A 13152-nucleotide genomic window follows, 5' to 3' on the forward strand; every position below is an offset into this window, starting at 1 on the left:
ATTCAAAATTTAACTTCTATGCCAACGTGTGCCTTGAGGGCTATCAATTAGGGTAATACCTTTGGCTTGCAGTTCGTTACGAATGCGATCGCTTTCAGCAAAATTTTTGGCTTTTCTAGCAGCTTGGCGTTGTTGAATTAAATCCTCGATGGCTGCATCATTTAAGCCATCTTGTTCCGGTTTTGGGGTTTCTGGTTTGGCGGTTAAGCCAAAAACTGCGGCTAAAGTTACCAGGGTTTGCCATTGTATTTCTAATTCTTCCAGGGGTGTTTCGGTTTTCCCCTGATGTACGAAAATATTTTTCTCCCGACGCAGTTCTTTTGCTAACTCAAACAGCACCGCCAACCCACCAGGGAAATTAAAATCATCATTCACCGCTTCTTGAAATCGTTCTACATATTCATTGCTGAGTGAGGAAGATGAGATAGCTATTTCCCCTTGTCCCCCAATCCCCAGTCCTTCACCAAACAACAACCCTTCCTTGAGGGTATGCCAGCCGTTTGTGGCTGCGGCGATCGCTTCGTCGGTAAAATCGATGGGAGTGCGATATTGAGCTGTCAAAACAAACAACCGCATTGCCATCGGATCTACGCCCCGTGCTAGTAGGTCGCGGATGGTGGTAAAGTTGCCCAAGGATTTAGACATTTTCTCACCATCGACTTTGACCATACCGTTATGTAGCCAATAAGTTGCTAGGGGTTTACCTGTGACGGCTTCTGATTGGGCAATTTCGTTTTCGTGGTGAGGAAAAATTAAGTCAGCACCACCAGCATGAATATCTATTGTCTCACCCAGGCGATCGCGTACCATTGCCGAGCATTCGATATGCCATCCTGGACGGCCTGCACCCCAAGGTGACTCCCAGGCGGGTTCTCCTGGTTTGGCTGCTTTCCACAGGGCAAAGTCAAAGGGGTCTTTTTTCTTTTGATATTCTGGATCATTAACATTGACGCGATTCTCCTGCGGAGACGCTGCGCGAACACTCGCACCTGCTTGCATATCCTCTAGCTTGCGTCCTGAAAGTTTGCCATACTCAGCAAATTGCCGCACAGCATAGTAAACATCACCGTCAGAGGGGTAGGCGAAACCTTGATTTTCCAACTCGTGAATTAATTTTTGTATCCCATTCATCGTATGAGTAGCACGGGGATATTCATCTGCTTCCTGGATACCCAACTGTCCCATGTCCTCAAAATAGGCGTTAATGAAGCGTTCCGCTACTGCTTCCATTGATGAATGTTCTTGCCGCGCCCGATTGAGAATCTTGTCATCGATATCGGTAAAATTTTGGATATAACGGACTTCATAACCGAGAAATTGCAGATAGCGCCGGACTACATCCCAAACAATACAAGCTCTAGCATGACCCAAATGGCAGTAGTCGTACACCGTCACACCGCAGTAATACATCTTAACCTTGCCTGGTTCGACTGTCTCAAAGGGTTCTTGACGACGGGTGAGGGTATTGTAAACATTTAGTGCCATAACAGAGTAATGCCGAAATAAGAAGATACGCAATAATAGGGTAAAGCAGCTCGGACATTTGTCCAGCATCCCTATGCTAGTGTTTTCTGGACTATCTGCGCTACCATTTTGCCCATTGATTGAAATGGGGAGTAGGGAAGTGCTGAGTAATGAGTCCTGAGTAATGAGTGCTGAGTGCTGATTCTTAATTCTTAATTTTGAATTTTGCGGAAAGTAGGCGGTGTCGGTTTCCGTCCCGCCTAACTTTCCAAGACGAATTTTGAATTTTGAATTGATTTCCCCAATCCCCTTCTTGTATTTTCTAACTTTTTGATACATTGCTATGCAATCAGCAGTTACGTCTAATTCTCAACCGATGGATGCTCCCAAGCAAGGAATGCCAGTAACGATTATTACTGGGTTTCTTGGTAGTGGCAAAACAACTTTACTGAATCATATCCTCAATAACCAACAGGGTTTAAAAACTGCCGTTTTGGTGAATGAATTTGGGGAGATCGGCATTGACAACGAGTTAATTGTTTCCACTGATGAGAATATGGTGGAATTGAATAATGGTTGTATTTGCTGCACTATTAATAATGATTTAGTCGATGCTGTATACAAAGTTTTAGAACGGGAAGAAAAGCTAGATTATTTAGTTGTAGAAACAACTGGACTAGCTGATCCTTTGCCAGTAGCCCTGACGTTTTTGGGTACAGAATTGCGGGATTTAACTAGGTTAGATTCGATTATTACTGTAGTTGATGCAGCCAATTACAGCCTGGATTTATTTAACTCCCAAGCAGCATATAGCCAAATTGCTTATGGTGATGTAATTCTGTTGAACAAAACAGATTTGGTTGATGAAGCCACCTTAAAGGAATTGGAGAGCAAAATTAATGAAGTGAAAGAAGGAGCGAGGATTCTCCGGACTCAGCGATCGCAAGTTCCTCTACCTTTAATTCTCAGTGTCGGACTATTTGCGTCAGATAAATATTTTGATACCGTGGATGACCATAGTCACGACCACCATGACCATGATCATGATCATTCAGACTGTGGTCACGATCATCATGACCATGATCATTCTACCTGCGGTCATGACCATCACGACCATGAACATCATCATCACCACTCAGATCATTTAGAAAATGATGGTTTTACCTCAATTTCTTTCCAAAGCGATAAACCATTTTCAATTCGCAAGTTTCAATATTTTCTAGATAATCAACTACCAACAAGTATCTTCCGCGCTAAGGGCATTATGTGGTTTGATGAAAGTCCCAAACGGCATATTTTCCACCTATGCGGTAAACGCTTCACTCTTGATGATGAAGAATGGAAAGGTGAACCCAAAAACCAGATAGTCCTAATTGGTCAAAACTTGGATAGAGAAGCGTTACTGACTCAATTAGAAAACTGTCTGTGTCTACCTTCTACAAGTCGAGGTAAGGGTTTTGGAAAATAGGCACTAACTGTTTTATTTTTGATAGTTGAAATGTAGGGTGTGTTGTCGCACAGCGCAACGCACCGCCAACAATCTAATAGTGTGGTAAGGCTAAAATGTTGCCAAAAAATTGTAGTAATTGGAAAGAGTATTTATTTTAACCCAGCAAAAAATATTGTAGGTTGGACGAAGCGGATCGAAACCAAACATATATAGCCCGGATTTCTCACGAAATTTATCAAACCGAAGTCGAGAGGCTGTAGGGGCGGGTTCACGAGATATTCGTGAATGATTGAAGCATATTTGTAAACCCGCCCCTACCGTTTTGTGAGAAATGCAGGATGAGAGTGTTGGGTTACGCAAAGCCTCTAAGCAACCTACGTCTAATGCACTACAAATTTGTCAATAGTTTTATATTGACAGATTTTTCATCCCATGAGAACCTATATCTAGACGGCAAAATAATCGCACTTCTAAAGCGCTAGTTTTTGGTGTTGTCTCAGCAGCAGAATTTCTAGTTTCCTGCCGAGCTTTGTATCATCCCTTCTCTTGAGTATTTGTTTCAACACTGTATCAATCGATTGATTTAGATTTCAACGGTGTGATGAAGTATTTGGATAAATGTTCAGGCGAGGGGGTGATGCAAAACTTGCTAGGAAGCCAGGAATTCTACGGCTGAGACTTGAACCAAAAAATTTAGCTACAAGAGTATAGGTCGTGAGTAATTACTTTTTGAGTATTATTTCTTGCATATTACTATGCTTTTGCTAGATGTGTGATTTTGATGCTGTCCAGTAAAAAAATTAAAATATGGACACATGAAAATGTCAGACATTCATTCAATATCGAACAGACAGAAAACAGATAAAAAATCTCTAATTGCGTTTGCTTCTGATTATCAGAATGTTCGATTAACAATAGATAGCGCTAATTTATTGCTGGAGTTTGCCAAGTCAAAAGGACGCTTAATTTATAAAAACGTCTATTACAATTCACAATGTGAGAACCAATCTGCTGCAAAAGATAATCTAGCCAGTTTTAACTTTACCTGGATTAATGTTCCCTGTCCCCTGAAGAATAGTGCTGATAATCAATTGATGGTTGATTGCCTAGAGTATATTCATAGGGATATGTCTCCAGACGTATTCATTCTTGTATCAGGTGATGGAGATTTTGCAAAGTTAGTGAGTAACCTGCAAAAATTGGGTAAATATGTCATCGTTTTTGCTCGATTTGGGAATGTAAAAAAAGAACTGAAAGAACTTGCTGATGAATTTCACTTTATAGATGAGTTAGGTCAGTTAGTTAAGCAACAAACCCAGCATCAAAACACGTCTATTCAATCCTTCATTGCTTACAATGAAGCTATAAAATATCTAACGGAAGCAATCAAATCTGCCTTAAATAAAAAGAAGCCAACAACATTTCCATACGTTGACAACTTGATGCGTCAGCTTTGTCCTCAATATCAGGGCGTTTCCTCTATCTGCAAACCTGATGGCCAGAAATTTAAAAACTTTAGTCAGTTTGTTGATGCTGCTGTCAAAGATGGTAAAGTACAAAAGCATGATGAGGAATTGTTCTTAATTGAGTTAGACAAATTTGCTGCTTAAAGCAAATTTTACAAACCCAGTTTATTTGCTGAAATGGGTTTATTGAACACCGTAGCTATTGCGGTGTTTTTATGTTTAAAGGTAATAGCATTTTTCTACTTCCCAACAGTTAATTTCTGCAATAAGCAACTTACAAAAATGCACAAACTTCTAATATTCCGTGATGAAAAATTGTTACGCCGGGCGCTTACCCATCGTTCTTATGTGAATGAAAATCCAGAGGAAGGCGAACACAATGAACGCCTAGAATTTCTTGGCGATGCGGTGTTGAATTTTTTAAGTGGTGAATATCTCTATCGCTCTCATCCAGAAAAGGGAGAAGATGAATTAACGAGGCGACGTTCAGCGCTGGTAGATGAGAAGCAACTGGCAAAATTTGCGCTGGAGATAGGTTTAGATTTTAGGATGCGGTTAGGTAAAGGTGCTATTCGAGATGGTGGCTATCAAAATCCTAATTTGCTCAGTAGTACTTTTGAAGCGGTGATTGGTGCTTATTATTTGGATAATAATTCAGATATTGAAGCAGTACGAGCCATTGTCGAACCTTTGTTTGCATCTGTACCAGAACAAATTGTGGTGGTGCGCTCAAATGTAGACTCAAAAAATCGGTTTCAGGAGTGGGTACAACGTCATATTGCGCCAACTCCACCCAAATATATGACAGTGCAAACGGGTGGTTTGTCTCACGCACCAGAGTTTCAAGCTAAAGTTTTTGTGGGAGAAACAGCATATGGTGAAGGTAAAGGACGCAATAAAAAAGAGGCTGAAAAAGCTGCGGCTGAGGATGCTTTGGCTCGGTTGAAAGTAGAAGAATAGTATTAACGTGCGGAGCAAAAATATTTACAGTCATTGCGAGCGAACCGTATTGCCTCCACACTCACCTTTTGCCTACAGAATAATCGCTATAATGACCAGATAGATGTGATTATAGTGAATCTGATGGAAATCAAAAATATCAAGGAAGAAGCAAGACGGTTAATTGACAAATTGCCGGAAAATTCAACATGGGATGATTTAATGTATGAAATCTATGTAAGACAAGCAATAGAAGCGGGATTAAGTGATAGTGAAGCGGGAAAAGTCATTTCTGTTGAAGCAGTAAGGACTAAGTTTGGATTGCAACCTTGAAAGTTTTTTGGACAGAAACAGCCGTTAATCATTTATCCTCGATTTATACCTATATATCTCAAAATTCTCCTCAGTATGCTGAAAGACTTGTTGAACGATTAACTCAACGCTCTGAGCAAATCGCTCAATTTCCATTTTCGGGTCGAATTGTCCCAGAATTTGAAACTAAGCAGATTAGAGAAGTTATTGAAGGCTCTTACCGCATTATTTATTACATTAAGTCTGATCAAATTGATATTCTTGCCGTGCTTCATGGTTCTCAACAAATTGAATCTATGATTGATGAAACATAAAGAAAATCGATGCAAGAGTGTAAAGTGTAGAGAAAATAAGCCATCTACAAGGGAAAGCCAGTCTCACAGAGAACAGGCTTTGTAAAAAATACTCGCCACACAGCAAGGTAAAAGTCAGAATTTGGGCATCCTAACACTAAGTAGTCAAATTTTTCTATTTGCCCCCTATGCTAACTCCCATAATTCTGGCGCAATCTTCATCATCAAAACCAAAAAAGGTCATCGAGAAAGAAGTAACTAAAGAACCTCCCATATCACCTGTCTTGCTTGCCACTTCTGGAGGCTTACTTTTAGCGCTAATTGCCTTACTGGTTTATGGTAAGCTCCAGATGACTAAGATGGAGAAGAAACTGAAGTTTGAAAAATTTCGCGGTAGAGAACTGGAGAAGAAGTTTAAACTAGCGCTGGAAACAATTCGCAAAATGGAGACTAATCCCGACTTGGTAAACTCGCGGGACTTTAACCTAGATTATCTGCGGATGCGGATGTCTGAGGAAGTATTTCACTTTGCGATTCTCAATCAAGTTAAAATTAGAATCAAAGATAAAATTTCCCAAGCTTTACGTCCCAATCAAGCGCAGCAAGGATCGGTGGGTATCGCTAATAGTGCTGGGCGACAGGTAGACGAGATTTTTGATGTTGAGTACGAAACTGGTAATCCACCAAATAATGCTAAACGAGTCTTATTTCGGATTCAAATTAAGTTGATGAAGTTACCTACACAGGCAACTTCAACTACCATTAGCCAAATTATTGACTGTATTGAAACCTATCTTAGCCCATTAGATGATGAGGATACTTGGCAACCAACTATTCAAGGACGAATTGCTCATATGCACTGGGATCAAAAGGCTAAACCTACTCCCTTGCTAGTGTTAGAACAATCCAATGATGGGGTAAATGTCACTTTCCGTACCAGTCGTCAAGCCAATGTCCCAGCATCACAAAAGCAATCTGGAATTAAGTAAATTTAAAATTGAAGACTTTCTGAATTACCCATTACCCATTACCCAAAAGTTATGGTTTCTCGCTCCAAGCGCCTGCATCGTAGCTGATAACTGCACTTTGAGAATCACGCGCTAAAAGCCCATCTTCCATTTCGACGATGCGATCGGCTATGTCTAGGATACGGTTGTCATGGGTAACTAACAAGATAGCAGTGCCTTGGTCTTTGGCGAGACGCTGCATAATTTCTACCACATCGCGTCCTGATTGTTTGTCCAAAGCTGCGGTTGGTTCGTCGGCTAGTACTAGTGAGGGGTTGTTGACTAGGGCGCGAGCGATCGCTATTCTTTGTTTTTGTCCCCCAGAAAGGTTATCAGGGTAGTAATCGACGCGGTTTTCTAAACCTACCGCTTGTAGCATGGCTTGTGATTTGGCGATCGCTTCTTGTTGGGAAACATGATCATTTAATTCTACTGCCATCTGGACATTTTGCCGTGCTGTTAAGAATCCTAGCAAGTTGTGAGCCTGAAAAATATAGCCAATACTGCGGCGAATTTGTACTAGTTTACTTTGACTCGCGCCTGATAGCTCAACACCTAAAAATTGCAAACTTCCCTCTTGTACTGAACGTAAACCCCCAATCAAACTGAGTAATGTAGTTTTTCCTGAACCTGAAGGCCCAGTCATAATCACAATTTCGCCAGGATAAATTTCTAGGTTAATATCAAATAAAATTTGTCTTCTGAGTGCGCCTTTGCCATAGTAATGGTTAAGGTTGCTAATGGCAATTACAGGTTCTTGTCTCATAATCAATTGGGGTGTTAGAGATAAATAAGTAAGTTGGTGTGAATAATGGTAGTTGGAGAAAGGCAATAGGGAATAGGCAATAGGCAATAGGCAATAGGCAATAGGCAATAGGCAATAGGCAATAGGCAATAGGCAATAGGCAATAGGCAATAGGCAATAGGCAATAGGTAATAGGTAATAGGGATGAGGATTTTAGTCTAGTTTATTTTTCTTTGGATATTGTTGTTTTATTGTCCCAACTTACTTATTTATGTGTTGAAAATCTAGTGTTTGAAAAATGGGTTTTACTATTTCAAAATAATGAAATTCATTGTTCAAAAGTATTGATAAACAAATTTAGATTCATGTTTTAGAAAATATCTGCTGGGTCAGCAGAGCGCAATTTACGTACAGCGATCGTGCCGGAAACAATACACATAATTATCGTCAGAATTAGAACTGAGATAGCGCGATCATAGCTCATAAAAACTGGGAGCAATGTAGCTTGTCTAGCAGTTTGATACATAAACATAGCAAAAACCCATCCAGGCATATAACCCAAACAAGCTAATAATAATGCCTCTTGTAAAATTACTGTCAATAAATATTTATGTGTATAACCGATGGCTTTTAAAGTAGCGTATTCTGATAAATGGTCAGCAACTTCAGTATAGAGAATTTGATAAACAATTACAGTCCCGACGATAAAACCCATGATTGTTCCTAAGGTAAAAATAAAGCCGATCGCCGTACTACTTGCCCAGTAATGGCGTTCAAAATCAATAAATTCTTGTTTCGTTAAAACATTCACATCTTGCGGTAAATAACTCCGCAATTCTTGAGCAACAGTATTGGCGTTATATCCTGGTTTTAATCTAATCAAACCAATATCAATTAATCCTCCTTGTCTGGTAGAAAATAGCCTGAGGAAGTTAACATCACTAGTAATTAAATTACCATCTGCGCCAAAAGATGCGCCTAAAGTAAACAAACCGACAACTTTGATGCGTCTCCGGCGGACTTCTGCTGTGATATTTTTCCCTTGATCAAAATCTGCTGCGATCGTGCCATATTCTTGTCTTGAAGAACGGTCAAATAAAACAGTATCAGGGAGTTTCAGTTTCTCTATATTTTCGGACAATCCTTGTAAATCAAATATACTAGTTTCTGGATTAATCCCAAAAACTAAGATACTCCGAGTTTTACCAGTATCAGGATTTTTCCAACTGGTATAATCTAAATATATTGGGTGTACAGATTGTACTGATGATAATTCCAAAGCTTTATACAACCGCCGTTGAGAAAAGCTTTTCATCGCCAGTACAGCATTAGATTGTTTATTAATTAAAACAATATCTCCTTGCAAACTGGTGTGTAATCTGACATTACTAAAATAAAGAGCATCACGGAAACCAAGCTGCATAAACATGAGGATATCAGCAAAGGCAATCCCGGCAAGAGCCACAGCTAGGCGAGTTTTTTCTCGTGTCAGTTGTAGCCAAGACAGAGGTATTTTTTTAAGATTCATTTTAGTGAGTTGTTAATTCATAAATTAGTAGTTGTTGGCGAATCAATTATTAATTTCAACTACTACTTTGGCGTAGGTTAAACCAGAAACTCTTTGACTATCTTCTGGTGTTAAAGTAATTTTCACTTCTACAACTCTGGCATCAATATCGGCGGCTGGATCTGTGTTTAACACATCTTTTTTGCCAATTTTTCTACCAATTTCGCTGACTGTTCCTCTTAAGTCGCCGCTAAAGGCTCCGTTATCGCTACCAACAGTCACATTTTGACCTATCCGCACTCGCCCAATGCTATCTTCGGGAACTTCCGCAATCACAATCATTTGGTCGGTTTGTCCCATTTCCGCAATCCCATTTGAGCTGATGGCTTCCCCTGACTTGGTATAAATTTTTAAAATCTCTCCGGCTGAGGGTGCTTGCACATAGCTTAATTTTAATTGTGCTTCAGCTTGTCTGACATTAGCGATCGCATTACTGACTTGAGCCTGAGCTATCTGCACATCAGTCGGACTAACTTCCACCAGTCTCTTGAGTCGGGCTTTTTCTTCGTCAATTTGTCTTTGTAACGTGTTGACGGTTTTGTCGCGGTTGACTCTAGCTTCAATCAGCTGTTGTTGCAAACTCGATAAAGTTTTAATTTGATTTGCTCTAGCCTCAGCTACTTGTTGTCGCAGGGTGGCTAGGGCTTGTCTTAAAGCCGCTTGGCTCTCGATTACCTGCTGATTCGCAGTCACCGCACTCAATCGCCTTCTGTCCCGTTCTTGCTGAGAAATTGCTCCTTCTCGGTACAAAAAGTCATAGCGTCCAGCATCGACTTGGGCATTACGTTGCTCGGCGCGGATGCGGTTCAAGGTGGCTCTTAAACTATCTTGTTGCCCAATGAGTTCAGCCTCTAGACGGTTCACCGTTGCTTGTTGAGCGATTTTTTCTGCACTCAATTGCGCCGCAATACGAGCAATGCCTGCTTGCTGTCCCTCGCGTTCCCCGATTAACTGAGCTTGCAACCGAGCAATCACGGCTGTTTGAGCTTGAATATCTCTAGGTGAACCGACTCTGACTTGCGCTAAATTCGCACGAGATTCTAGCAGTTTGGCTTTTGCTTCTTCCACAGCTGCTAATTGAGTGTCATGGTTATCCAGAATGGCAATAATTTGACCATTCCTGACACGTTCCCCTTCCTTGACAAAAAGTTGTTTCACTCGTGACGCTGATTGCACTCCCCCCACCGGAGCCGAAAGTTTAATCACTTCTCCTTGAGGTTCCAAACGTCCTACGGCACTAATCGTATTCGCAACTGGTTTCACTGGTACAGAAGGGCCTAACTTTCTTAGCTGCTCAAATTTAGCTGTAGCGAGTAATCCCGCAGCAACTGCTACTGGTAGGGCTACAGCAAGACCCCACCAAATCTTAGGTTGTTCTAGATCAAGTTGTTGTTCTCTTGATCTCGGTGTTTCAGTCACCCTTGACATGGTTTTTTGTCCGTTTAAATTTTGCTAACGAAGATAAAAAAGCAAGTTATACCAATAACTGTAAAGACGTGATTTCTCGCGTCTACCTGATAAATATTTGACTACACAGCTTTCTTAAAGGATGAGGCTATGCGGGTTAGATGCAAATTTTCAAGTGATGAGCTTCCATAACTCAGACACTATTGTTAATCGCAACTTGGTATTGATCAAAATTGCAGTTTTCAATACATAAGATGCTGCATCAACAAGTCTGAATTATGCAGATAGATTTCATTTTGCCAAAGTGCACCCAGATTTTCTGCAATCTACACAACTTTATTTGTTTTTTGAACAGGTTATGTCAACAATTTTATCCTACCTAAGTTAGGATGTTGAATTTAGTTCGTTAGGTTAACATTTTACTAACCCTAATGTTGACGCAGATCCCCGACTTCTTCAAGAAGTTGGGGATCTAATTTATCATTAAGTATCATGTTAAACCATGAAAAAAATAAGTGATTTTTACTCTCTGTACTAAGTTATTCACTATCAATTGATGCTAATTTGACCCCACTAAAACTCTAGTCAATTTAATTCTATATTTCTAGATTTTTTAAAAACGTAACAGAGAGTACAGACAAGTAAGTTGAGAAATAAGGAGGAGGGAAAATTTGATTTTTGTAATGTATTATTTAATATGGGATTAGTATTAGCATTAATTAATTCTCAAATTTGGGATTAACGGCAGTAATTTCCGAGTAACGGGCGAAATCACTAACGTTAAATGTCAGGATATGAGTTAAGCCATGCACAAGCATTGCTGCAACCAGTCGTGCATCGTGTACATTTATTCCTCTAATTCCATAAGCAATAACCAGCCTTTCCCATTCCTGGTAAATTGCCTCAGTATCTAGCAACAATGGAAACAACTCTTTTAAACGTTTCACTTCTGCTTGTGCTTCTGTTACACTACGTCCTAAACCATTTCGCTCAATTGGGCGTGTGTAAACGCACCAAAATTCAATCAAGTTTTGCGGTACGATATGCAACTGTTCGCCGCGACTGCGTAGCTTTCTAATAGCATTAGCTGCATCCGGGTTCATGGGATGGCTAAGGTCTACACTCCTCAATAGGACATTAGTATCTACAAGGTACAGCAATTAACCTCTTTCTCCATAAATACTTTCCCGGCTAATGGCTTCATCTGAAAGTATTGGGAGATTAAGTCCTCGGTGGCTTTCCACCCACTCAGTAAATGCTGCTGACCACTCGGCAGGGGTTGCAGTTTCATAGAAGGAGCGTTCCCTTTCAGATTGTACTAGCCGCTTAAGCATAGTATCTAGATGTGGTTTGATTTCTGATGGACTACGGTTAGAAATCTTCGCTAACAGAAGTGTAATCGTCTTAATCTCTTCGCTATTAGATTGTTCTAACTCATTCAGATTGGTTTTTGGTTGACTGTTCATAGTCTATTCATCATCTAATTCAAATAAATCACTTAATTCTCAGTTTCCTGAGATTCCTCTACACATTTTGCATTTTATGAGTCAGATAGGCTGAGTTTTAGAAACGGATACTGCTGGCGAATGTGATACATTGTTGAATTTTTCAGTATTACCTAAGCCAAATCTTTAATATGTGATTGCAGCTTTTAGTTGTAACACTTTTGCCAACAGTATTGATAAGTTGAGAGACAGAGTGATGAGGTGAAAAATTATCTCCTTGTCCTCTCGTCACCTTACCAATTATGCAGCTAAATCAAACAACACCGTTGTCATGTAATTTTCTGCCCAATCTGCACCGAAGGCTTTTTCTAGGACACGCCGGGTTTTATCGTTTTGTTGCTGTTTGGTACAGTAATTGTGTTGTCCGGCGAGAATTTGTTGCTGTTGTTCAGGAGAAACAGGAGTAGCAGCGATCGCATTTTGACAATGAATCTCTAAAAATTCCCGCACACGTCCTAAAAATAGGGTTTCTTCTTCTGGGGAACTAGGACGGACGAAAATACAGAAATCTGAGAAGATATTTCCCCATTCTGGTAATTCTCTGGGTTGGGAAAATTCCAGGGTTTTCAGAGTTGTCAGGGCAGAATTATAGGATGCGGGCAAGGTACGATCTAAATGTACAGGAGATAAATCAGCGATCGCTGCACTAATTTGACCCCTACCTCCAACTAAATCACAACCAAACATGGGTAGGTCATATTCTGGACGGGGAAACATCACACAATGCAAAATATCCAACATATTTCCCACCTTAGCCAGTTCCAAGTGCATCTTGCGAAACTGGGGTGCTTGATAGCAACGGTTCTCAATCGTCAGTTTCTCTCCCTCTAATCTCCCTTCCACATACCCCAACTCAGCAGGCAAGTGATAAGGCGACAAATCCAAATGCTGATTCCAGACTGCTTCAATACAGTCAGCTAGTTGCCGAATCAGGGAATGTTGTTGCTCACGCAATGAGGGCATGGAAGTAAGTGACATATTCTATTCGAGAATGCAA

General features: G+C 40.4%; 13 protein-coding genes. 6 read left to right on the plus strand and 7 right to left on the minus strand.

Going from position 1 to position 13152, the window contains the following annotated elements:
* Positions 1–9 precede the first annotated feature (9 nt).
* Entirely contained in the window at positions 10–1485 is a 1476-nt protein-coding gene (gene cysS, locus FD725_RS22540) for a cysteine--tRNA ligase (RefSeq protein WP_179050214.1), read from the minus strand.
* A gap of 322 nt (positions 1486–1807) precedes the next feature.
* Here cysS and FD725_RS22545 point away from each other — a divergent pair, with 322 nt between their 5' ends.
* The 6 genes from FD725_RS22545 (at position 1808) to FD725_RS22570 (ending at position 6913) form a co-directional block, all read left to right on the plus strand.
* The gene (locus tag FD725_RS22545) at positions 1808–2932 is read left to right on the plus strand and encodes a GTP-binding protein (protein ID WP_179050215.1); all 1125 of its coding nucleotides are present in this window, start codon (positions 1808–1810) and stop codon (positions 2930–2932) included.
* A gap of 803 nt (positions 2933–3735) precedes the next feature.
* Entirely contained in the window at positions 3736–4524 is a 789-nt protein-coding gene (locus FD725_RS22550; protein ID WP_179050216.1) for an NYN domain-containing protein, read from the plus strand.
* A gap of 138 nt (positions 4525–4662) precedes the next feature.
* Entirely contained in the window at positions 4663–5340 is a 678-nt protein-coding gene (rnc, locus tag FD725_RS22555; protein ID WP_179050217.1) for a ribonuclease III, read from the plus strand.
* A gap of 33 nt (positions 5341–5373) precedes the next feature.
* Complete coding sequence (locus FD725_RS22560; protein ID WP_256871711.1) at positions 5374–5652, plus strand: hypothetical protein; 279 nt, start codon at positions 5374–5376, stop codon at positions 5650–5652.
* Positions 5649–5945, plus strand: coding sequence for a type II toxin-antitoxin system RelE/ParE family toxin (locus FD725_RS22565; protein WP_179050218.1), 297 nt, complete (start codon positions 5649–5651; stop codon positions 5943–5945). Before FD725_RS22560 ends, FD725_RS22565 begins: the two co-directional genes overlap by 4 nt.
* A 167-nt stretch (positions 5946–6112) precedes the next feature.
* The gene (locus FD725_RS22570; RefSeq protein WP_179050219.1) at positions 6113–6913 is read left to right on the plus strand and encodes a hypothetical protein; all 801 of its coding nucleotides are present in this window, start codon (positions 6113–6115) and stop codon (positions 6911–6913) included.
* 49 nt (positions 6914–6962) lie between these two features.
* On the opposite strand, the gene FD725_RS22575 is transcribed toward FD725_RS22570, so the two are convergent.
* From FD725_RS22575 to FD725_RS22600, 6 genes are all read right to left on the minus strand, one after another.
* Positions 6963–7697, minus strand: a complete 735-nt coding sequence (locus FD725_RS22575; RefSeq protein ID WP_179050220.1) for a DevA family ABC transporter ATP-binding protein — start codon at positions 7695–7697, stop codon at positions 6963–6965.
* A 349-nt stretch (positions 7698–8046) separates the two neighbouring features.
* Positions 8047–9204 carry an ABC transporter permease DevC gene (gene devC / locus FD725_RS22580; protein WP_179050221.1) on the minus strand — a complete coding sequence of 386 codons (1158 nt, stop codon included), beginning with the start codon at positions 9202–9204 and terminating at the stop codon, positions 8047–8049.
* A 42-nt stretch (positions 9205–9246) separates the two neighbouring features.
* Positions 9247–10671 (minus strand): HlyD family efflux transporter periplasmic adaptor subunit, encoded by a 1425-nt coding sequence (locus tag FD725_RS22585; RefSeq protein WP_179050222.1) that lies wholly within the window; start codon positions 10669–10671, stop codon positions 9247–9249.
* Positions 10672–11369: 698 nt separating this feature from the next.
* Positions 11370–11753, minus strand: a complete 384-nt coding sequence (locus FD725_RS22590) for a type II toxin-antitoxin system VapC family toxin (RefSeq protein ID WP_372726689.1) — start codon at positions 11751–11753, stop codon at positions 11370–11372.
* A gap of 57 nt (positions 11754–11810) precedes the next feature.
* A complete protein-coding gene (locus tag FD725_RS22595) occupies positions 11811–12116 on the minus strand; it encodes a hypothetical protein (protein ID WP_179050224.1) in 306 nt (101 codons plus the stop codon).
* Positions 12117–12395: 279 nt separating this feature from the next.
* The gene (locus FD725_RS22600; protein ID WP_179050225.1) at positions 12396–13133 is read right to left on the minus strand and encodes a phycocyanobilin:ferredoxin oxidoreductase; all 738 of its coding nucleotides are present in this window, start codon (positions 13131–13133) and stop codon (positions 12396–12398) included.
* Positions 13134–13152: the final 19 nt, after the last annotated feature.

Source organism: Nostoc sp. TCL26-01 (genome assembly GCF_013393945.1).
GTDB lineage: Bacteria > Cyanobacteriota > Cyanobacteriia > Cyanobacteriales > Nostocaceae > Trichormus.

Excerpts from the sequence above, each read along its gene's own strand:
- cysS (WP_179050214.1), bottom strand. The coding sequence starts at position 1,485 with ATGGCACTAAATGTTTACAATACCCTCACCCGTCGTCAAGAACCCTTT.
- FD725_RS22545 (WP_179050215.1), top strand. The coding sequence starts at position 1,808 with ATGCAATCAGCAGTTACGTCTAATTCTCAACCGATGGATGCTCCCAAG.
- FD725_RS22550 (WP_179050216.1), top strand. The coding sequence starts at position 3,736 with ATGTCAGACATTCATTCAATATCGAACAGACAGAAAACAGATAAAAAA.
- rnc (WP_179050217.1), top strand. The coding sequence starts at position 4,663 with ATGCACAAACTTCTAATATTCCGTGATGAAAAATTGTTACGCCGGGCG.
- FD725_RS22570 (WP_179050219.1), top strand. The coding sequence starts at position 6,113 with ATGCTAACTCCCATAATTCTGGCGCAATCTTCATCATCAAAACCAAAA.
- FD725_RS22575 (WP_179050220.1), bottom strand. The coding sequence starts at position 7,697 with ATGAGACAAGAACCTGTAATTGCCATTAGCAACCTTAACCATTACTAT.
- devC (WP_179050221.1), bottom strand. The coding sequence starts at position 9,204 with ATGAATCTTAAAAAAATACCTCTGTCTTGGCTACAACTGACACGAGAA.
- FD725_RS22585 (WP_179050222.1), bottom strand. The coding sequence starts at position 10,671 with ATGTCAAGGGTGACTGAAACACCGAGATCAAGAGAACAACAACTTGAT.
- FD725_RS22590 (WP_372726689.1), bottom strand. The coding sequence starts at position 11,753 with ATGAACCCGGATGCAGCTAATGCTATTAGAAAGCTACGCAGTCGCGGC.
- FD725_RS22595 (WP_179050224.1), bottom strand. The coding sequence starts at position 12,116 with ATGAACAGTCAACCAAAAACCAATCTGAATGAGTTAGAACAATCTAAT.
- FD725_RS22600 (WP_179050225.1), bottom strand. The coding sequence starts at position 13,133 with ATGTCACTTACTTCCATGCCCTCATTGCGTGAGCAACAACATTCCCTG.